The following is an 18,358-nucleotide window of genomic DNA, read 5'->3' as shown; positions in this document are numbered from 1 at the left end:
TGGCGCCTGCAGGCCACGCGGCGGAACGCTTACTGGGCGCTGGCCGGAGCGGCAGGTGCCGCAGCAGGGGCCGCCACAGGCGCTGGTGCGGCGGCACTGGCGGGGGCTTCTGGCACGTGCACGGCATCAGCGCCGTGTTTTTCACCGCCCATGTCGGCCTTGTCGCCCGCCACGATGATCACGTACATCGACAGCGCTGCGAACAGCACGAAGCCAACAACAATCTTCCACATAAAAAATCTCCTTGGGTCCTTGGGAATGGGTTTGTTCAATCAAGGGGCCTGCTGGCGCGCAGGGTTATCGGTTGTACTGGGTGCGCGGCCCAAGCCCCTTGATGGAACACAGGGCCCGCCCCTTGCGGGTTGGGCCCTGCACACCGGTCGGTGCCGATCGGCAACCCCGCAGGGTCACCGGTCAGGCATCACGGATCAGTCGTTGGCGTAGATGTCCACGTCCTTGGTTTCCTTGATGAACAGGCCGCCGATCACCACCGTGGCAGCGGCGATGATGATGGGGTACCACAGGCCGTTGTACATGTTGCCGGTCTGGGCCACGATGGCGAATGCCGTGGTGGGCAGCAGGCCGCCGAACCAGCCGTTACCGATGTGGTACGGCAGGGACATGGAGGTGTAGCGGATGCGGGTGGGGAACATTTCCACCAGCATGGCGGCGATCGGGCCGTAGACCATGGTCACCAGCAGCACCAGGAACGACAGCAGGATCGCGATGACCATGACCTTGTCGATGCGGGCGGGGTCCGCCTTGGTGGGGTAGCCAGCGGCCTTCAGGGCCTCGGCCACGGCCTTCTTGAACTCGCCGCCCTTCTTCTTGGCTTCGTCAGCGGGCAGGCCCTTGCTGCTGTAACCGGTGATGGAGGTTTCGCCGATCTTGATCACAGCGGGCGTGCCTGCTGCGGCAGGGGCGTTCTCGTAGCTCACCGAAGCGCCGGCCAGCACCTGCTTGGCGATGTCGCACGAGCTGGTGAACTTGACGGTGCCCACGGGGTTGAACTGGAACGAGCAGTCGGTGGGGTCGGCCACCACGGCGACCGGCGAGCTTGGCTTGCGCGCTTCGCCAGCGCCGGGTTGGCGTAGTGCGTGATCGACTTGAAGATCGGGAAGTAGGTCACGGCCAGCAGGCAGCCGGCCATGATGATCTTCTTGCGGCCGATCTTGTCCGACAGCGCGCCGAACACGATGAAGAACGGCGTGCCGAGCAGCAGCGCGGCGGCGATCAGCAGGTTGGCCGTGGCGCCGTCGACCTTCAGCGCTCTGCGTCAGGAAAAACAGGGCGTAGAACTGGCCGGTGTACCAGACCACCGCCTGGCCGGCCGTGAGGCCCGCCAGCGCCAGCAGCACGATCTTCAGGTTCTTCCACTCACCGAAGGATTCCTTCAGCGGCGCCTTGGAGGTCTTGCCCTCGGCCTTCATCTTCTGGAAGGCAGGCGATTCGCTCATCGACAGGCGGATCCACACCGAGATGCCCAGCAGCACGATGGACACCAGGAACGGTATGCGCCAGCCCCAGTCGGCGAAGGCTTCCTCGCCCACGATGGTGCGGGTGCCCAGGATCACCATCAGCGACAGGAACAGGCCCAGCGTGGCGGTGGTCTGGATCCAGGCGGTGTAGGCACCGCGCCGGCCGTGCGGCGCGTGCTCGGCCACGTAGGTGGCAGCGCCGCCGTACTCGCCGCCCAGCGCCAGGCCCTGCAGCAGGCGCAGCACGATCAGGATCACCGGGGCGGTGATGCCGATGCTTTCGTAGTTGGGCAGGCAGCCGACGAAGAAGGTCGACGCACCCATGATCAGGATGGTGATGAGGAAGGTGTACTTGCGGCCGACCAGGTCGCCCAGGCGGCCGAACACGATCGCGCCAAACGGGCGCACCGCGAAGCCCGCGGCAAACGCCATCAAGGCAAAGATGAAGGCAGCGGTTTCATTGACGCCCGACTGAAGAACTGCTTGGCGATGATGGCCGCGAGCGAGCCGTAAAGATAAAAGTCGTACCACTCGAAAACGGTGCCGAGCGATGACGCGAAGATGACCTTGCGCTCTTCGGGCGACATCGGCCGCGGTGCGGGATGGATGGTTGCCATGGTGTCTGTGTCTCCTGGTGATTTGTGAGTCCGCGCAGTGGCGGGCAAGGTCATTCTTCGGGAAGGCACTGACTCTCCTCTGACGCCAAACCAACAAAGGCTTGCGCTAAACTGAACCGATACTTACAAAGCGCTAGGCGCCCTTGGGAACGGGTGCCCAAAGCGCCGGATTCACCGAACCATGAGCAGGGAAAACCACGAGCAGGATATGTGCGCCCCGGCGGCCCTTCGGGCCCCACGCACACCATCCATGCGCCAGGGTGCTCGCCCATCGCCCGCTTATGGACAGCATCTGCCAACCAATACAGGGGACCCATGCAAGCCCTCACCGTCCTCAAGAAGACAGACCAAGGGATCGAGGCCATCAAGCACCGCGACCGCGCGCTTGCGCCCCGGGAGCGCACCATCCTGATCCTGGTGGACGGCAGCAAGCGCCTGCAGGACCTGGCCCAGGCCTGTGGCAGCCTCGACGAGGCCCTGCGCATTGGCCAGGCGCTGGTCGATCTGGGGACTGGCATTGGTGGCAAGCCCGGTGGCGCAGCCCCTCCCTCCCCCACCACCGCCGCAGCAAGCGATGCCCCGGCTGCGGCCACCGCCGCTGCGCCGCCCCAGGACCTGCGCAGCAGCACCCGGCGCGCCACCAAGGCACTCGAAGACCTGCTGGGCCCCGCATGCGAGCCCTTGGCCCTGCAGCTCGAAAAGTGCAAGTCGATGGCCGAGCTACAGGCCAAGATCCTGGAGCTGCGTACCGTGGTGGCCTCCATGCGCTCGGAGAAAAAGGCCGAGGAATTCGTGGCTACCGCGCTGGGCCGCTGACCCCCCTAAACAAAAGCCCTGCCACTTGCGTGGCGGGGCTTTGCTTGCCTGTAGGTCGCCAGGGCGCCCGCAGGCACCCTTGCGCTCAATGCGCAGCGCTGGCGGCCGAGGTCTTGCCATCCAGGCTGGGGTAGCGCACATGCTCCACCAGTTCCTGAATCTCTTTGCCTGGGGCCTTGGTGAGCAGCGAGACGATGATGATCACCGCAAAGCCCAGGGGCACACCAAACAGGCCGGCCGAGATCGGGGCAATGTCCCACCAGGTGTTGGCCTTCAGGCACTTCCGGGGTCAAGGCAACACCGCCGTGCGTGAGCTTGTACAGCCAGGGCTGGGTGGTCACCATGTAGTAGAAGGTGATGCCCAGGCCAGCCAGCATGCCCAGCGACGCGCCCCACTTGTTGGCGCGCTTCCAGAAGATGCCCAGCGTCAGCGCCGGGAAGAACGCCGCAGCAGCAAACGAGAACGCCGCCGACACCAGGAACAGAATATCCGCCGGTTTCTGTGCCGCCACATAGGCCGCCGCCAGGGCCACCAGCAGCAGCAGCAGCTTGGACACCATCACACGGCGAGCGGTGGAGGCATTCGGATCGAGGACCTTGTAGTACAGGTCGTGCGACAGCGCATTGGCAATGGTCAGCAGCAGGCCATCGGCGGTAGACAGCGCCGCCGCCAGACCACCCGCCGCCACCATGCCCGACACCACGTACGGCAGGCCAGCAATTTCTGGCGTGGCCAGCACGATGATGTCGCCGCCGATGGCGATTTCGGCCAGCTGCAGGATGCCGTCGTTGTTGATGTCCACCACCGACAGCAGGCCCGGGTCCACCGCTGCTCCACCGCCGCAATCCAGCCCGGCAGGTTGGTCGAACGGCGTCGCCCACCAGAATGTGTATAGACCTCGAACTTGGCCAGCACCGCCAGCGCCGGGGCCGTGAAGTAGAGCAGGAAGATGAAGAACAGCGACCAGCTCACCGACTCACGCGCTTCACGCACCGAGGGCACGGTGTAGTAGCGCATGAGGATGTGCGGCAGCGCGGCCGTGCCGATCATCAGGCAGAACACCAGCGCCAGGAAGTTCTTGCGCGCGCATCGTTGCTGGCCGCTTCGTCCTTGCCCCGGGAAAGGCTCGGCATGGCGAATCGGCGGGTTGGACCGTGCGCATTGGCCGACCCCTCGCTGCCGTGTAGGCGGCGCGAGCCGCTGTCTCATCCTTGGGCAGTGCGGCCAGCGGCCGCCGTGGCGGCCTTGATCTCGGCCACCGGACCGTTGGCCGCCTTCAGGTCGTCCACCTTCTTCTGCGCAGCGGCCTTGTCGGCAGCCATCGAAGCGGGCACATCCTTGAGTTTTGCAACCGCCTCCTCCGAGCGCGCCTTGAAGATGCCACGGACTTCGATTTCCTTGGGGTCCTTGATCAGCGCCTCTTCCTTGGCCGTGACCTTCTCCAGGGTGTAGCCATAAACCGCCTGAGGAATCGGCACGCCGGTGTGCTTGACCGACAGCCAGACCACGGGCAGCATGTAGGCAATGATCAGGATGATGTACTGCGCCACCTGCGTCCAGGTCACGGCACGCATGCCGCCCAGGAACGAGCAGACCAGGATGCCGGCGAGCCCGGCAAAAATGCCGATCTCGAAAGCCAGCCCCGTCAGGCGCGACGTGATCAGGCCCACGCCGTAGATCTGCGCCACCACATAGGTGAACGAGCACAGGATGGCCGCCCCCACCCCGATCAGGCGGGGCAGGTTGCCCTCAAACCGTGCGCCCAGAAAGTCGGGAATGGTGAACTGGCCGAACTTGCGCAGGTAGGGCGCAAGAAACAGCGCCACCAGGCAATAGCCCCCCGTCCACCCCAGGATGAACGCCAGCCCGCCGTAGCCCGACAGGTACAAGGTGCCCGCCATGCCGATGAAGGAGGCTGCCGACATCCAGTCGGCCCCCGTGGCCATGCCGTTGTAGATGGCGGGAACGCGGCGCCCGGCCACGTAGTATTCCGCCGCGTCGTTGGTGCGGCTCATGATGCCGATACCGGCATACAGCAGCACCGTGGCCGCCAGGAACAGGTAGCCGATCCAGTTCTTGGGCAGGCCCATTTGTTCGAGGATCGCCAGCGTCACCACAAAGCCGAGGAAGCCGCCGGTGTACCAGGTGTAGACCTTGTTCAGGCCCTTCTTGAAGTCGCCTTGCGACTGTCCGTCTCCGCCGAAGAGTCCCATCATTCTTCTCCTTCGGCAACGCCGTATTCGATGTCAAGCTTGTTCATGTGGCGGGCGTAGTACCAGATGATCAGGCAGTACACCACCAGGGCGCCCTGGGCGGCCACCCAGAACGAGAACGGCCAGCCAAAGAAGCTGAACGTCAGGTCGCGGGCGAAGAACACCACGACAAAGGTGACAAAGAACCAGATGCCTAAAAGCAGGCCGGTTATTTGCAGGTTTTTGCGCCAGTACTCCTGGTGCTTGGCTGTCAGTTTCATTGCTTGCTCCTCCATCTTGTAAAAAGAACACTCACGAACACTCACTCACGACTTCAGCACTAAAAACCTGCGCGCAACCCGGTTTCCCGCTCCAGCTGCGCCGCCACCTTGGGCTCGAATCCTTTCAAATGCCGTATGACGGCACGGGCCTCCTCGGGCTGCTGCAGGTCCACATGCACCCGCGCCATCTGGTACCAGCCAAAAGGGCTCATGGGCTGCAGGCGGGTGTTGTGCTCCAGGGCCTGCAGGGCTTCCTGCAGGCGCCCCTGGCGCACCAGCACCAGGCCCAGCCCGTACCAGGCCCGGTCCATCTTTTCGTCGATCTGCAGGGCCGCACGGAAGCCCTCTTCGGCCACAGCCAGCTGGTCCAGCTGCTCGGCCACAAAAGCATGGTTGAAGTGGGCGTTGCAGACCTCGGGCTGAAGGGCAAGCGCCTGGGCATAGAACTGCAGCGCCTGTGCCTTGTGGTCGCTCAGCAGTGCGTCGTACGCCAGGCTGTTGATCGCCAGCAGGTCCTGCGGCCAGCGCTCCAGCATCCGCGCAAACACTGCCCGGGCGGCGGCCTTGCGGCCTACAAACAGCAGGGCCTTGGCACGCCAGACCAGCGCCTGGCGCTCCAGCCGCTGCGACCAGGGGGCCGGGGGAAGGGCAAGGATCTGGGTCACTGGCATGCTTGTGCTCCCAGCTCCAGGCAGAGGTCGATCTTGAGCTTGACGACCAGCACCCAGGCCATGACCAGCCAGCTGGCGGTGGCCAGCGGAATGTGCTGGTCCAGCACCTGGCGCGGGCTGACCTTGCGCGTCAGCCACAGGCAGGGCTTGGCGGCCACGTCCAGCATCTGCCAGAACACATTGGTGTGCCGCTTGGCTCCGGCCAGCAGTCCCAGCAGAAACCGTCCCACGATGAACATCAGGGACAACTCGATCAGGCTTTTCAGAATGACAACGGTCAGGAGCATGGTGAACTCGGTGCCTCGCTGTAAGGAAAAGGAAAGGTGGACGCACTCTGCGCAGGGTGTCTGACCGCTGGCTGACACAGGGCTTATCGCTAACTTGCAAAGTCAGCACAAACCCTTGCATTGCTTTTTTGTGATGCGGTAAATCAGGGGATCTGAGATGCTCTTGCGGGAAAACACCAAGGGCTCCAAAACCCTTGATCGAGGTCAAGGCGGGGCACATGGAAGGACTTCCCGCGCTGCGGGAGCGGGCATAGACTGCCGCCATGGAAAAGCCGCCCAGTCTGCTCCCCGATGCCAGCACGCAGGCGCCATTGCAGCCCTCGCACCACCTGCTGGCCAACTTCCGCCAGGACCTCCGGCAGCACGCCCCTTTTGCCCAGATGCTGGATGCCGAGGTGGACGATTTCCTGTCGCATTGTGAGCAGCAGTATTTCACCCCCGGCGAGCTGGTGATTGGCCCGGAGAGCGGCAACGTGCAGTCGCTGTACTACGTGCGCCAGGGCGCGGTCACGGGCACCCGGGGCCTGGCCGACACGGTGGGCGCTTTCGAGTACGAGGCGGGCGATCTCTTTCCCGTGAGCGCCGCCTGGGCCGGGCGCGCCGTCACGGCCACCTACCGCGCCAACACCGATACCTTTGTGCTGGTGCTGAGCGTGGCCCACATGCACCGGCTGGCGGGCCGCAGCCCGGCGTTTGCGCAGTACCTGGGGCAGCGCACCGCGCAATTCCTCGCACTCTCGCGCCAGGCGTTGCAGGCCGCCTATGCCACCCATGCCGCTGCAGAGCAGTCGCTCGAAACCCCCCTGGGCGCGCTCGTCGGCAAAAAGCTGGTGAGCTGCGAGCCCAGCACCCCGCTGCACACCGCACTGCAGACCATGCACCAGCAGCGCCTGGGCTCGATGCTGGTGGTGGATGCGGCGCAGCACCCTGTGGGCATCCTCACGCGCTATGACGTGCTGGGCCGCGTGGCGCTGGCCCAGCTGCCGCTGCACACGCCCATTGCGGAGGTCATGGTGCGACCGGTGCGCACGCTCACCAGCGAACATTCGGCGCACGACGCGGCGCTGCTGATGTCGCGCCACGGCATCCGCCATGTGCCCATCACGCGCGACGGGGTGGCGATTGGCATGGTGTCGGAGCGCGACCTGTTCGCCATGCAGCGGCAAAGCCTCAAAAGCGTGAGCACCGCGCTGCGCTCGGCCACCGATGTGGAAGCCCTGCAGGCCTCGGCCCAGGACATCCGGCGCCTGGCACGCAGCCTGCTCGCGCAGGGCGTGCATGCGCGGCAGCTCACCTCAATGATCAGCCACCTCAACGATGTACTGACCGAACGTCTGGTGCAGCTCAAGGCCGAAGAATTGGGCATCGACCTGAAATGGCTGTGCTGGCTGTGCCTGGGCTCCGAAGGGAGGGCCGAGCAGACCATCGCCACCGACCAGGACAACGCCATCATCCTGAACAACGACGTGTCCGACGAGTCGCGCGAAGCGATTCGCCACTTTGCACATGCCGTCAACCTGGCGCTGGACGCCTGCGGCTACCCGCTGTGCCGGGGCGGCATCATGGCGGGCGAAAGCGGGTGCTGCCTCAAGCTCGACGAGTGGCGCGAGCGCTTCGGGCACTGGGTGGCGCAGGGTTCGCCGCAGGACCTGCTCAACGCCTCCATCTACTTTGACTTTCGGCCCCTGGCTGGCGACGCATCGCTGGCCCAGGCGCTGCGCGCCGACGTGACGCTGGCCGCGCGCAACAGCCCGCGCTTTCTCAAGATGCTGGCCCACAACGCCCTGAGCCGCAGCGTGCCACTGAACTGGCGCGGCGCCATCGATACCGACGAGCATGGCGCGCTGGACCTGAAGCTGCAGGGCACGGCGCTGTTTGTGGACGCTGCGCGCATCTACAGCCTGGCGCTGGGCGTGCACGAGACCAACACCGCGCGCGGCGCCTGGAGGCCACAGGCCCGCTCCTGGAAACTCGCCCGACACAGAGACCGGCGCCTGGGTGGGCGGCTTCGAGTTCTTGCAGATCCTGCGCCTGCGGGTGCAGCTGGAAGCGGGAGATGCCGAAGATGCGCCGAACCGCATTGGGGTGGCCGGGCTCAACGACATCGACCGGCGCATCCTGCGCGAATCCTTTCGCGTGGCGCGGCAGCTGCAGCAGCGGCTGCAGCTGGACTACCACCGTTGAATCATGCGCTGGCTGGACCCGTTTACAAGGCCGCGCTTGAACACGCGGTGCCCCGCTGGACACAGGCAGCCGCTGGGTGATGCTGGACGTGGAGACCAGCGGCCTGGACATGCGCCGTGACCGCCTGCTGGCGATTGCAGCCATTGCGCTGCGGGTGGACTGGCAGCGCCGCACGCTGGGCGTGGCACTGGGCGACAGCTTTGAAGTGGTGCTGCAGCAGGACGAGGCATCGAGCAAGGACAACATCCTGCTGCACGGCATTGGCGCGCAGATGCAGCGCAACGGCCATGGACCGCCGCCCTGGCGCTGCAGCGCGTTTGAAGAACTATGCCGGCAACAGCCCGCTTTGCTGGCCTTCCACGCCGCCTTCGACCGAGGCCATGATCGACCGCCATGCACGCCTGAACCTGGGCCATGCCCTGCCCAACCCCTGGGTGGACGTGGACCACCTGTGCGCCGTCACCCACGAGCAGGTGCGCGCCCGCGCGCTGGACGACTGGATGGCGCACTTCGGCATCCGCTGCGCGGTGCGGCACCAGGCGGCCGCCGACACCCTGGTGGAATGCGACCTGCTGCAGCGCATCTGGCCCCGCGTGGCTGCGCAGTGCAGCAGCTGGGCCGATGTGCAGCGCCTGGCCGCCCAGCACCGGTGGCTGCCGCGCCACCCGGACACAGCGGCGCTTGAGGGCCTGAGCTCAGGCCTGCTTGATGCCTGACGGATGCAGCGCGGGCGCGGCCCAGCGCGCCTCGCCCTCCGCCCCGGAAAACCAGTCGTCCCCTTCCAAGTAGGCGCGCAGCATGGGCAGGCCATCCAGGCCCCAAAACACCTTGCCATCCACCTCGAAGGCGGGCACACCGAACACGCCTGCCGCCTGCGCGGCCTCGGTGTTGGCGCGCAGCAGCGCCTTGGGCGCCTCGCTGGCGATGTCCTGCCCGGGGCGAAGCTGCTCGGCCAGGGCCGCGGCCAGTGTGACCATGCGCCCAGCATCGAGCGCGTCCTGCCCGCCCTGCCAGACATGGCGCAGCACGGTGCCGGCCACGTAGCGGTTGATGGTGCCGTCGTCGCTGCAGGCCAGGGCCTGGCGCAGCAGCGGCAGCGGGTTGAAGGGGTGGCGCGCCGGCATCTGCAGGCCGATGCCGTGGGCATGGCCGAGCCAGGTCACGTGCCGGTAGGTCCAGTCGCGCTTGGGCGCGATGCCGGCCGGGCCCGGGTTGGCGTGCTGCGCCAGCAGGGCACCGAGCAGCACGGGTTTGTAGGCCACGCTGTAGCTCAGGCCCTCCAGCACCTCGGGCAGGCGCTCGAAAGCCAGCCAGGCATAGGGCGAAATGAAGTCCAGGTAGAAGGTGATGCGTTTCATGGCGAAGTCTCCTTGGCGCCCGATGGAATGCCCGCGCGCAGCAACAACTGCCCCCATACCGCACGGCGCATGGCGCTGTCGGCGCCACCCCAGATGCGGATCTCGTCCAGCGTGCGAAAGCAGCCCTCGCAGTGGCTGCGGTCGGACGACATGCGGCACACCGAGATGCAGGGCGAGGGCACGGGTTCGCTGCTGCCGGCGTCGAAATGTCCGGCCGCGCCGATCCGGCGGGCGTGGTTGGCCAGCAGCTCGACCGGGGTCATGCAGCGGCGGGTGGTGCGGGTGGTGCGGGCTCCTGCACCACGTCCACCACGGGCGCGCCGGTCAGGCGCGTGAGGTCGTTCGGGTGCAGCGGGAACACGCTGTGCGGGTGCCCAGCCGCGGCCCACACCACGTCGAAGCGCAGCAGGTCGCGGTCGATCAGCGTGACCGGCGGCGTGGCATGCGCCAGCGGCGACACGCCACCGATGGAGAAGCCGGTGCGCGCCTTGACGAACTCGGCATCGGCCCGGCCGACCTTGCCCACATGGGCCTCGACCTTTTTTTCGTCCACGCGCCGGTCGCCCGAGGTCACCACCAGCACCGCCACATCGTCGCTCTTGCGCCGGAAGATGATGCTCTTGGCCACCTGGCCGACGAGGATGCCCAGGGCATCGGCCGCCTGCTGCGCCGTGCGCGCCGCGTCGTCGAGCATCTGCGGCATGTGCGGATGGCCCTGCGCCTGCAGCGCTGCCGCCACCCGTTGCACGCCTTCCGGCAAGTTCTTCAGTTCCGCTCCGCACATATCCAAGGTTCCCGCACTGGTCATGGTGGGGCGGCACGGTGCCACCCCTTCGCCTGCGATTGTCGGGCCTTCCGGGTCCTGGTGTTCAGCCTGCCCGCTTGGTCAGCAAGGCATTGGCCGCGCGCGAGTTGGGCTTGCGGTTCAAAAAGCCGCTGATGTAGGCGCCGGCGTCGATCAGCCTGTCGAGGTCGATACCGGTGTCGATGCCCATGCCGTGCAGCATGTAGACCACGTCTTCGGTGGCCACGTTGCCGGTGGCGCCCTTGGCATAGGGGCAGCCGCCCAGGCCTGCCACCGAGGTGTCGTACTGCCAGACGCCCATCTCCAGCGTGGCCAGGGTGTTGGCCAGCGCCTGGCCGTAGGTGTCGTGGAAATGGCCCGAGACGTCGTCGATGCCATAGTGCTGCAAGGTGGCCTCCATGGCGCGCTGCACCTTGCGCGGCGTGCCCACGCCGATGGTGTCGGCCACGCCCACATGCTGCACGCCGATGCCCTTCATGAGGCCGGCCAGGTAGGCCACGCGCTCGGGCGCGATCTCGCCCTCGTAGGGACAGCCCACCGTGCAGCTCATGGCGCCGCGCACGTGGATGCCGGCCGCGCGCGCGGCCTCGACCACGGGCGCAAAGCGCTCGATGCTTTCGGCAATCGAGCAGTTGATGTTTTTCTGGCTGAAGGCCTCGCTGGCCGAACCGAAGACCACGATCTCGTCGGGCCGGTCGATCAGCGCAGCCTCGTAGCCCTGGAGGTTGGGCGTGAGCACCGAATAGACGGTGCCCGCCTGGCGCGCAATGCCTTGCATGACCTCGTGGTTGTCCGCCATCTGCGGCACCCACTTGGGCGAGACAAAGCTCGTGACCTCGATGTTCTTGAGGCCCGCCTCCTGAAGGCGGTGCACCAGCCCGATCTTGACCTCGGCAGGCACGGGGGACTTTTCGTTCTGCAGGCCGTCGCGCGGGCCGACGTCGACGAGTTTGACTTTGCTGGGGATGCTCATGGGAACGGTCTCCGATGGGGATGGGTAGGTGTTCAGGCCAAGGGGGCGGTCACGGCGGGCTTCGGTCGAAGGCGCAGCAGCAGCCCGCCCACCGCCGCGGCGACCAGACCCGCCAGCAGCATGCCGATGCCGATGAAGCCCTTGATCCAGCTGGAGCTGCCGATCTCGGCCTGCAGCGGGTCGCTGGTGGGGTAGCGGACCGTGACGGCCTCGCCCAGGGTGTGCACCGCCTGCTGGCGCCGCACCAGAGAATCGGTCACGCGCATCGCGCGCCCATCATGGGTGGTGAATTCCACCACGCTTTTCTTGCCATGCACCTGGCGGCCCCCCCTTGCTTGCAGGATGACCACCTCATGGGCCACCACCCGCCCCTGCGCAGAGCGCGTGTCGCCCACCAGGTTCAGGCCGGAGGCCAGCAGCCAGAACGCGCCCAGCGCCGCCAGCGCACCGGGCACCAGCAGGAACCAGCCGAGCAGGCCCAGGAACGGGCGTAGATAGGAATTGGCCATGGCGTGATGTCCCGTGCGTCGTTGTTTCTGCGAACCTCAGTATCCGCGCCCCGGATCCACGATCCCGGCCACCGGCTCACCGCGCTGCAACGCCGCGATCTTGCCGGCGATCTGCGCGATGCTCTCCTCGCGCAGTGTGCGCGCCGAGGTGTGCGGCGTGGCCACGATGCGCGGGTGGTTCCAGAACGGGTGACCCGCAGGCAGGGGCTCCTTGCGGAACACGTCCAGCGTGGCTCCGGCCACCTGGCCGCTGTCGATCAGGGCCAGCAGGTCCTCTTCCACCAGGTGCGCCCCGCGCGCCACGTTGACCACATAGGCGCCCGGCTGCAGGCGCGAAAGGGTTTCGCGGTCCATGATGTCCTGGGTATCAGGCGTCAGGGGAAGCAGGTTCACCAGCACGCGGCTGGCTGCGAGGAAATCGCTGAACCCATCGGCCCCGCTGAACCCGCGCACGCCCTCGATGGCCTTGGGCGAGCGGCTCCAGCCGTTGACCGGAAAGTCGAACTGCGCCAGCGCCCGGGCCACGCGCTCGCCGAGCACGCCCAGGCCCATCACGCCGACCGGGAACTCGCTGCGCAGGCGCGGCTTGCGGTAGCCCCAGCGGCCGGCCTGCATGTCGGCCTCGTAGGCATCGAACTCGCGGAAGTGGCGGATGACGGCGTGGCACACGTACTCGGCCATCTGCACGGCCATGCCGGCATCGTCGAGGCGCACCACGCGCATGGCGGGCGGCAGGCGCAGCTTGAGCAGCGCATCGACGCCCGCGCCGATGTTGAACAGCGCCTTGAGGGCCGGCTGCTCGTCCACGAACTGCTGGGGCGGCGCCCAGACCACGGCGTAGTCGGCCTGGGGCGCGCCCGGTTGCCAGATGGAAATGGAGGCCGGGGGCAGGGCTGCCTGCAGCCCCTGGAGCCAGGGCTCGGCTTTGGTATCGGTACAGCAAAAGGTGATGTTCATGGGCCGTAAGCGTACCGCGCCTGCAGGGGGTCAGGCAGCCACTGCCGCCAGCTTGAGCAGTTCGGCCCCTTCGGCCACCTGGTCGCCGGGCGCATAGAGCAGCTCCTGCACCACACCATCCACCGGGGCGGCAATGGTGTGCTCCATCTTCATTGCCTCCATCACGGCCAGTGCCTGGCCCTTGGCGACCTTGTCACCCGCCTTGACGGCGAACGACACCACCTTGCCGGGCATGGGGGCCGTCAGGCGCCCGCCCTCGGCCGCCGCTTCACCGGAATGGGCAAGCAGGTCGATGGCCACGATCTGTGTGGCCCCTTGGGGCGTGAACACATGGTCCACCTCGCCCTGGGCGTACACGGCGGCGCGCGTGCGCTGGCCGGCGAACTGCAGGTCGATGGCATCGCCCGTGGTGGCAAACACCAGCGGCCCGGCCACCCGAACAGCGCCCTCGCCCACCGCCAGGTGCAGGCTGCCGCCGCGCTCGTAGGTGAGCCAGGCCTTGGCATGTTCTCCGTCAAACTCGAACTCGAAGCGGCGCTGCACCACGCCATGCGTATGGAAGCCATCGCGGCGGCTGAACGGGTCCACGCCCTCGGCCGCGCGTTCGTGCAGCAGGGCCTGCGCCACGGCGCTGGCGGCCGCCAGCGGCAGGCCCACGTCTTCCCTCTTGAACAGCACGGCCTGCTCGCGCGGGATCAGCGCGGTGTCGAGCTGGGCCTGGGCGAACGAATCGGTGCGCGCCACGCGGCGCAGGAACTGCACATTGGTGGCCAGCCCCACGATGTGGGTCTGGGCCAGGGCTTCGTCCAGGCGGGCCAGGGCCTGCTCGCGCGTGTCGCCATGCACGATGAGCTTGGCCACCATGGAATCGTAGAAGGGGCTGATGGCATCGCCCTGGCGCACGCCCGAGTCCACGCGTACCGTGCCGCGCTCGAAGGCCACATGGACGGGCAGGCCGTACACGTGCAGCGTGCCCGTGGCGGGCAGGAAGTTGTTGTCGGGGTTCTCTGCGCAGATGCGCGCCTCGATGGCATGGCCGGTGATGCGCAGCTGGTCCTGCGCCAGCGGCAGGGGCTCGCCCGAGGCCACGCGCAGCTGCCACTCCACCAGGTCCTGGCCGGTGATGGCCTCGGTCACGGGGTGCTCCACCTGCAGGCGGGTGTTCATCTCCATGAAGAAGAAGTTCATGCTGCCGTCGGCGCGCTGCTCGACAATGAATTCCACCGTGCCGGCGCCGACGTAGTTCACGGCGCGGGCGGCGGCCACGGCGGCGTTGCCCATTTCCTGGCGCATGGCCTCGGTCATGCCCGGGGCCGGGGCTTCCTCCAGCACCTTCTGGTGGCGGCGCTGCACCGAGCAGTCGCGCTCGAACAGGTAGACGTAGTTGCCCTGGGTATCGCCGAACACCTGGATTTCGATGTGGCGCGGGCGCTGCACGTACTTTTCGATCAGCACCGCATCGTCGCCGAAGCTGTTGATCGCCTCGCGCTGACACGAGGCCAGGGCATCGGCGAACTCGGCCGCCGAATCCACGGCGCGCATGCCCTTGCCGCCGCCGCCTGCGCTGGCCTTGATGAGCACCGGGTAGCCGATGCGGTCGGCCTCGCGCTGCAGCAGGGCTGGGTCCTGGTCGGCACCATGGTAGCCGGGCACCAGCGGCACGCCGGCCTTCTCCATGAGCTGCTTGGACTCGGCCTTGAGCCCCATGGCCTGGATCGCTGAGGGTGGCGGACCGATGAACACCAGGCCCGCGTCGGCGCAGGCCTGGGCGAATTCCTCGTTCTCGCTCAGAAAGCCGTAGCCCGGATGCACGGCCTGCGCGCCCGTGGCCTTGGCGGCGTCTATGATGCGCTGCCACTGCAGGTAGCTTTCCTTGGGTGCGCTGCCGCCGATGTACACAGCCTCGTCGCACACGGCCACATGCTTGGCGCCCGCATCGGCGTCCGAGTACACCGCCACAGTCTTCACACCCATGCGGCGGGCAGTGGCAGCAACTCGGCAGGCGATCTCACCGCGATTGGCAATCAGGATTTTTGTGAACATAGGACTTCAAACCGCCTTCGCGGGGCCAGAGAAAAGAGAAGACAAGCGCCGCAGCACGGCGCGCAGAAACTTGAAGAGCACCACCAGCAGCAGCACGGAGACCAGCAACACCACCGCCAGGGTGATGCCGAAGGCCACCGGGTACTGGGTGGCCAGCCAGACCATGCCCACGACCAGCCCGTCCTCCAGAAAGGACAGGCCCCAGTTGGAAAACGGTTCGGGCGAGGTGTTGACCGCGGCGCGCGCCGTCATCTTGGTGGCCAGCGAAGTGGCGGCGAGCGAGCCGCCCATGAGTCCACCCACCAGCCCCATGGTGGCGCTGTCGGCCCCGAACACGCCGGCCGCCAGCAGCGCCCCGGCAGGCACCCGGATGAAGGCGTGCACGGCATCCCACAGGCTGTCGAACCAGGGCACCTTGTCGGCGAAGAACTCCACCACCAGCATGCAACCGCTGACCGCCAGCACCATCGGGCTTTGCAGCACCGCCAGGCCCGGCGGCAGCGGCAGCCAGCCGGCCCAGCCCATGGCGCCGACCATGAACACCACGGCGTACAGGCGCACGCCGCTGGCCCAGCCCAAAGCCGCCGCCAGCGCCAGCAGGCCGGGCATGTCGAGCTGCTGGGTGGCGCGGGCCACCCCGCCGGCCACGTCGCGTGCGGTGCCTGCGTCCACGTGCAGGCCGATGGTGTGCAGCCACTGAACGATGCTGAGCCAGAGTGCGTCCATGGGGATTTCCAGTCAGAAGATCAAACGGCCAGCCAGGCGGGCTTGCGCTTTTGCAGGAAGGACTGCACGCCCTCCCGGCCTTCCTCGCTGGCGCGGATGTCGGCGATGCCCTGCACCGTGGCGTCGATCAGCTGCGCGTTGATTTCGCGCTCGGCCACATCGATCACCAGCATCTTGCAGGCGCGCACGGCCGCAGGGCTGGCGCTGGTGAGCGCCTTGAGCAGTTCGTTGACCTTGGCGTCCAGCGCCTCCATGCCCGGGTCGGCCGCCACCACCTCGTGCACGAAGCCGATGCGAAGCGCCTCGGCTGCGCTGAAGCGCTCGGCCGTGAGAAAGTAGCGGTGCGCTGCGCGCGCGCCCATGGCGCGGATCACGTAGGGGCTGATGGTCGCGGGGATCAGACCCAGCTTCACCTCGCTCAGGCAAAAACCCGCCGTGTCCACCGCCACCGCCATGTCGCAGGCGGCCACCAGGCCCACACCGCCCGCGTACACATCGCCCTGCACGCGCGCGATGGTGGGTTTGGGGCACTCGTAGATCACGCGCAGCATCTCGGCCAGCTTGCCGGCATCGGCCACGTTCTCGTCGCGCGTGTAGTCGGCCATGCGGCGCATCCAGTGGAGGTTGGCGCCCGCGCAGAACGCCGGGCCTTCTGCCGCCAGGACCACGGCGCGCACCTCGGCGCGCGCGCCGACCTCGGTGAAGGCCGCGGTGATCTCGGCGATCACTTCGTCGCTGAAGGCGTTGCGGATCTCGGGCTGCGTGAGCGTGATGCGCGCCACGGCGCCTTCGTAGGTGATGGTCAGGTTGGGATTGCTCATGGTGGTCCGTCCTTACATGCGGAACAAACCGAACTTCGTGTCTTCGATCGGTGCGTTGCGTGTCGCAGCCAGGCCCAGCGCCAAGACGCGGCGCGTGTCGGCCGGGTCGATCACGCCGTCGTCCCACAGGCGGGCAGTGGCGTAGTAGGGGTGGCCCTGGTCTTCGTACTGGCGGCGGATGGGGGCCTTGAAGGCCTCTTCCTCCTCGGCGCTCCACTGGCCGCCCTTGGCTTCGATGCCGTCGCGCTTGACGGTGGCCAGCACGCCGGCGGCCTGGTCGCCGCCCATCACGCTGATGCGCGCGTTGGGCCACATCCACAGAAAGCGCGGGCTGTAGGCGCGGCCGCACATGCCGTAGTTGCCGGCGCCGAAGCTGCCGCCGATGATGATGGTGAACTTGGGCACGGCGGCCGTGGCCACGGCCGTGACCATCTTGGCGCCGTTGCGCGCGATGCCCTCGTTCTCGTACTTGCGCCCGACCATGAAGCCGGTGATGTTCTGCAGGAACACCAGCGGGATCTTGCGCTGGCAGCACAGCTCGATGAAGTGCGCGCCCTTCAGGGCCGATTCGCTGAACAGGATGCCGTTGTTGGCGATGATGCCCACGGCCATGCCCTCGATGCGCGCAAAGCCCGTGACCAGCGTCGTGCCGTAGCGCGCCTTGAACTCGTCGAACTCGCTGCCGTCGACGATGCGGGCGATGATCTCGCGCACGTCGAAGGGCTTGCGCGTGTCCACCGGGATCACGCCGTAGAGCTCTTCGCCCGCAAACTTCGGCGGCAGCGGCGCGCTGTCGGCCGGCGCTGCGGTCTTGGCCTTGTTGAGGTTGCGCACCGCATTGCGCGCCAATTGCAGCGCATGCAGGTCGTTCTGCGCCAGGTGGTCGGCCACGCCCGACAGGCGCGTGTGCACGTCGCCGCCGCCCAGGTCCTCGGCCGTGACGACCTCGCCCGTGGCGGCTTTCACCAGCGGCGGGCCGCCCAGGAAGATGGTGCCCTGGTTCTTCACGATGATGGACTCATCGCTCATCGCCGGCACGTAGGCGCCGCCGGCCGTGCAGCTGCCCATGACCACGGCGATCTGCGAGATGCCCTGGGCGCTCATGTTGGCCTGGTTGAAGAAGATGCGGCCAAAGTGGTCGCGGTCAGGGAAGACCTCGTCCTGGTTGGGCAGGTTGGCGCCGCCCGAGTCCACCAGGTAGATGCAGGTCAGGTGGTTCTGCTGCGCCACTTCCTGCGCGCGCAGGTGCTTCTTCACCGTGAGCGGATAGTAGGTGCCGCCCTTCACCGTGGCGTCGTTGCACACGACCATGCAGTCCACGCCGCTCACGCGGCCGATGCCGGCGATCAGGCCGGCGCTCGGCGCATCGTTGTTGTACATGTTGAGCGCGGCCAGCGGCGCCAGCTCCAGGAAGGGCGTGCCCGGGTCCAGCAGCATCTGCACGCGCTCGCGTGGCAGCAGCTTGCCGCGCGCCGTGTGCTTGGCGCGGGCGGCCTCGCCGCCGCCCTGGGCCACCTTGTCGAGGTGGCTGCGCAGGTCATCGACCAGGGTGCGCATGGCGGCCGCGTTGGCCAGGAAGTCGGCCGAGCGGGCGTTCAGTTGGGTGTCTAGGATGGTCATGCAGCGAATCTCTTGCGTG

The 18,358-nt window shown here is 67.2% G+C and carries 17 protein-coding genes and 3 pseudogenes; 4 read left to right on the top strand and 16 right to left on the bottom strand.

All coding sequences use genetic code 11. The features are described from left to right. Positions 1–29 precede the first annotated feature (29 nt). Together U5N23_RS03705 and U5N23_RS03700 are read right to left on the bottom strand one after the other, a co-directional pair. Positions 30–233: a hypothetical protein gene (locus U5N23_RS03705; protein WP_291472404.1), complete on the bottom strand. Its 204-nt coding sequence runs from the start codon at positions 231–233 to the stop codon at positions 30–32. Positions 234–428: 195 nt separating this feature from the next. Then, positions 429–2,095 (bottom strand): annotated as a pseudogene (locus tag U5N23_RS03700) (MFS transporter). A gap of 315 nt (positions 2,096–2,410) precedes the next feature. Between U5N23_RS03700 and U5N23_RS03695 the strand changes: the two are divergent. Next, positions 2,411–2,911: a hypothetical protein gene (locus U5N23_RS03695; RefSeq protein ID WP_322591485.1), complete on the top strand. Its 501-nt coding sequence runs from the start codon at positions 2,411–2,413 to the stop codon at positions 2,909–2,911. Positions 2,912–2,996: 85 nt separating this feature from the next. On the opposite strand, the pseudogene U5N23_RS03690 reads toward U5N23_RS03695, so the two are convergent. The 4 genes and pseudogenes from U5N23_RS03690 to U5N23_RS03675 form a co-directional block, all read right to left on the bottom strand. Continuing rightward, positions 2,997–5,125: pseudogene (locus tag U5N23_RS03690) on the bottom strand (sodium:solute symporter family protein). After that, a complete protein-coding gene (locus U5N23_RS03685; protein WP_322591484.1) occupies positions 5,125–5,385 on the bottom strand; it encodes a DUF4212 domain-containing protein in 261 nt (86 codons plus the stop codon). The pseudogene U5N23_RS03690 and the gene U5N23_RS03685 overlap by 1 nt, the downstream one beginning before the upstream one ends. A gap of 59 nt (positions 5,386–5,444) precedes the next feature. Next, positions 5,445–6,056, bottom strand: coding sequence for a CDC27 family protein (locus U5N23_RS03680; RefSeq protein ID WP_322591483.1), 612 nt, complete (start codon positions 6,054–6,056; stop codon positions 5,445–5,447). After that, positions 6,047–6,343: a hypothetical protein gene (locus U5N23_RS03675; RefSeq protein WP_322591482.1), complete on the bottom strand. Its 297-nt coding sequence runs from the start codon at positions 6,341–6,343 to the stop codon at positions 6,047–6,049. The genes U5N23_RS03680 and U5N23_RS03675 overlap by 10 nt, the downstream gene beginning before the upstream one ends. Positions 6,344–6,606: 263 nt before the next feature. Between U5N23_RS03675 and U5N23_RS03670 the strand changes: the two are divergent. The 3 genes and pseudogenes from U5N23_RS03670 to U5N23_RS03660 all read left to right on the top strand — a co-directional run. After that, positions 6,607–8,217: pseudogene (locus U5N23_RS03670) on the top strand (DUF294 nucleotidyltransferase-like domain-containing protein); the annotation flags it as partial. A 124-nt stretch (positions 8,218–8,341) separates the two neighbouring features. After that, entirely contained in the window at positions 8,342–8,527 is a 186-nt protein-coding gene (locus U5N23_RS03665) for a putative nucleotidyltransferase substrate binding domain-containing protein (protein WP_322591508.1), read from the top strand. Between the two features lie 79 nt (positions 8,528–8,606). Further along, positions 8,607–9,212, top strand: a complete 606-nt coding sequence (locus U5N23_RS03660; protein WP_416208565.1) for a hypothetical protein — start codon at positions 8,607–8,609, stop codon at positions 9,210–9,212. A 10-nt stretch (positions 9,213–9,222) separates the two neighbouring features. Here U5N23_RS03660 and U5N23_RS03655 read toward each other — a convergent pair whose 3' ends face one another. The 10 genes from U5N23_RS03655 to U5N23_RS03610 all read right to left on the bottom strand — a co-directional run bounded on the left by U5N23_RS03655 (position 9,223) and on the right by U5N23_RS03610 (position 18,339). Continuing rightward, positions 9,223–9,885 (bottom strand): 2-hydroxychromene-2-carboxylate isomerase, encoded by a 663-nt coding sequence (locus U5N23_RS03655; RefSeq protein ID WP_322591480.1) that lies wholly within the window; start codon positions 9,883–9,885, stop codon positions 9,223–9,225. Further along, positions 9,882–10,148 (bottom strand): DUF1289 domain-containing protein, encoded by a 267-nt coding sequence (locus tag U5N23_RS03650; RefSeq protein ID WP_322591479.1) that lies wholly within the window; start codon positions 10,146–10,148, stop codon positions 9,882–9,884. The genes U5N23_RS03655 and U5N23_RS03650 overlap by 4 nt, the downstream gene beginning before the upstream one ends. After that, positions 10,145–10,669 carry a YbaK/EbsC family protein gene (locus tag U5N23_RS03645; RefSeq protein ID WP_322591507.1) on the bottom strand — a complete coding sequence of 175 codons (525 nt, stop codon included), beginning with the start codon at positions 10,667–10,669 and terminating at the stop codon, positions 10,145–10,147. The genes U5N23_RS03650 and U5N23_RS03645 overlap by 4 nt, the downstream gene beginning before the upstream one ends. Positions 10,670–10,754: 85 nt before the next feature. Then, a complete protein-coding gene (locus U5N23_RS03640; protein WP_322591478.1) occupies positions 10,755–11,663 on the bottom strand; it encodes a hydroxymethylglutaryl-CoA lyase in 909 nt (302 codons plus the stop codon). Between the two features lie 32 nt (positions 11,664–11,695). Next, positions 11,696–12,172 carry a DUF3592 domain-containing protein gene (locus tag U5N23_RS03635; RefSeq protein WP_322591477.1) on the bottom strand — a complete coding sequence of 159 codons (477 nt, stop codon included), beginning with the start codon at positions 12,170–12,172 and terminating at the stop codon, positions 11,696–11,698. Positions 12,173–12,208: 36 nt separating this feature from the next. After that, a complete protein-coding gene (locus tag U5N23_RS03630) occupies positions 12,209–13,129 on the bottom strand; it encodes a glyoxylate/hydroxypyruvate reductase A (protein ID WP_322591476.1) in 921 nt (306 codons plus the stop codon). Between the two features lie 30 nt (positions 13,130–13,159). After that, a complete protein-coding gene (locus U5N23_RS03625; protein WP_322591475.1) occupies positions 13,160–15,172 on the bottom strand; it encodes an acetyl/propionyl/methylcrotonyl-CoA carboxylase subunit alpha in 2,013 nt (670 codons plus the stop codon). Positions 15,173–15,178: 6 nt separating this feature from the next. Next, on the bottom strand, positions 15,179–15,898 hold the full coding sequence (locus U5N23_RS03620) for a DUF4126 domain-containing protein (protein ID WP_322591474.1): 720 nt from the start codon (positions 15,896–15,898) through the stop codon (positions 15,179–15,181). Positions 15,899–15,918: 20 nt separating this feature from the next. Continuing rightward, complete coding sequence (locus U5N23_RS03615; RefSeq protein ID WP_322591473.1) at positions 15,919–16,719, bottom strand: enoyl-CoA hydratase/isomerase family protein; 801 nt, start codon at positions 16,717–16,719, stop codon at positions 15,919–15,921. 12 nt (positions 16,720–16,731) lie between these two features. Further along, complete coding sequence (locus U5N23_RS03610; protein ID WP_322591472.1) at positions 16,732–18,339, bottom strand: carboxyl transferase domain-containing protein; 1,608 nt, start codon at positions 18,337–18,339, stop codon at positions 16,732–16,734. Between the last annotated feature and the right edge of the window lie 19 nt (positions 18,340–18,358).

Source organism: Acidovorax sp., assembly GCF_034519795.1.
Lineage (GTDB): Bacteria > Pseudomonadota > Gammaproteobacteria > Burkholderiales > Burkholderiaceae_C > Acidovorax.
The sequence above is the reverse complement of the archived record's forward strand: the minus strand, read 5'-3'. Positions and strand labels throughout refer to the sequence as shown.

Bases quoted from the DNA above. Each gene is read 5' to 3' on its own strand.
- U5N23_RS03705 (WP_291472404.1), bottom strand. From the start codon at position 233: ATGTGGAAGATTGTTGTTGGCTTCGTGCTGTTCGCAGCGCTGTCGATG.
- U5N23_RS03695 (WP_322591485.1), top strand. From the start codon at position 2,411: ATGCAAGCCCTCACCGTCCTCAAGAAGACAGACCAAGGGATCGAGGCC.
- U5N23_RS03685 (WP_322591484.1), bottom strand. From the start codon at position 5,385: ATGAAACTGACAGCCAAGCACCAGGAGTACTGGCGCAAAAACCTGCAA.
- U5N23_RS03680 (WP_322591483.1), bottom strand. From the start codon at position 6,056: ATGCCAGTGACCCAGATCCTTGCCCTTCCCCCGGCCCCCTGGTCGCAG.
- U5N23_RS03675 (WP_322591482.1), bottom strand. From the start codon at position 6,343: ATGCTCCTGACCGTTGTCATTCTGAAAAGCCTGATCGAGTTGTCCCTG.
- U5N23_RS03660 (WP_416208565.1), top strand. From the start codon at position 8,607: ATGCTGGACGTGGAGACCAGCGGCCTGGACATGCGCCGTGACCGCCTG.
- U5N23_RS03655 (WP_322591480.1), bottom strand. From the start codon at position 9,885: ATGAAACGCATCACCTTCTACCTGGACTTCATTTCGCCCTATGCCTGG.
- U5N23_RS03650 (WP_322591479.1), bottom strand. From the start codon at position 10,148: ATGACCCCGGTCGAGCTGCTGGCCAACCACGCCCGCCGGATCGGCGCG.
- U5N23_RS03645 (WP_322591507.1), bottom strand. From the start codon at position 10,669: ATGTGCGGAGCGGAACTGAAGAACTTGCCGGAAGGCGTGCAACGGGTG.
- U5N23_RS03640 (WP_322591478.1), bottom strand. From the start codon at position 11,663: ATGAGCATCCCCAGCAAAGTCAAACTCGTCGACGTCGGCCCGCGCGAC.
- U5N23_RS03635 (WP_322591477.1), bottom strand. From the start codon at position 12,172: ATGGCCAATTCCTATCTACGCCCGTTCCTGGGCCTGCTCGGCTGGTTC.
- U5N23_RS03630 (WP_322591476.1), bottom strand. From the start codon at position 13,129: ATGAACATCACCTTTTGCTGTACCGATACCAAAGCCGAGCCCTGGCTC.
- U5N23_RS03625 (WP_322591475.1), bottom strand. From the start codon at position 15,172: ATGTTCACAAAAATCCTGATTGCCAATCGCGGTGAGATCGCCTGCCGA.
- U5N23_RS03620 (WP_322591474.1), bottom strand. From the start codon at position 15,898: ATGGACGCACTCTGGCTCAGCATCGTTCAGTGGCTGCACACCATCGGC.
- U5N23_RS03615 (WP_322591473.1), bottom strand. From the start codon at position 16,719: ATGAGCAATCCCAACCTGACCATCACCTACGAAGGCGCCGTGGCGCGC.
- U5N23_RS03610 (WP_322591472.1), bottom strand. From the start codon at position 18,339: ATGACCATCCTAGACACCCAACTGAACGCCCGCTCGGCCGACTTCCTG.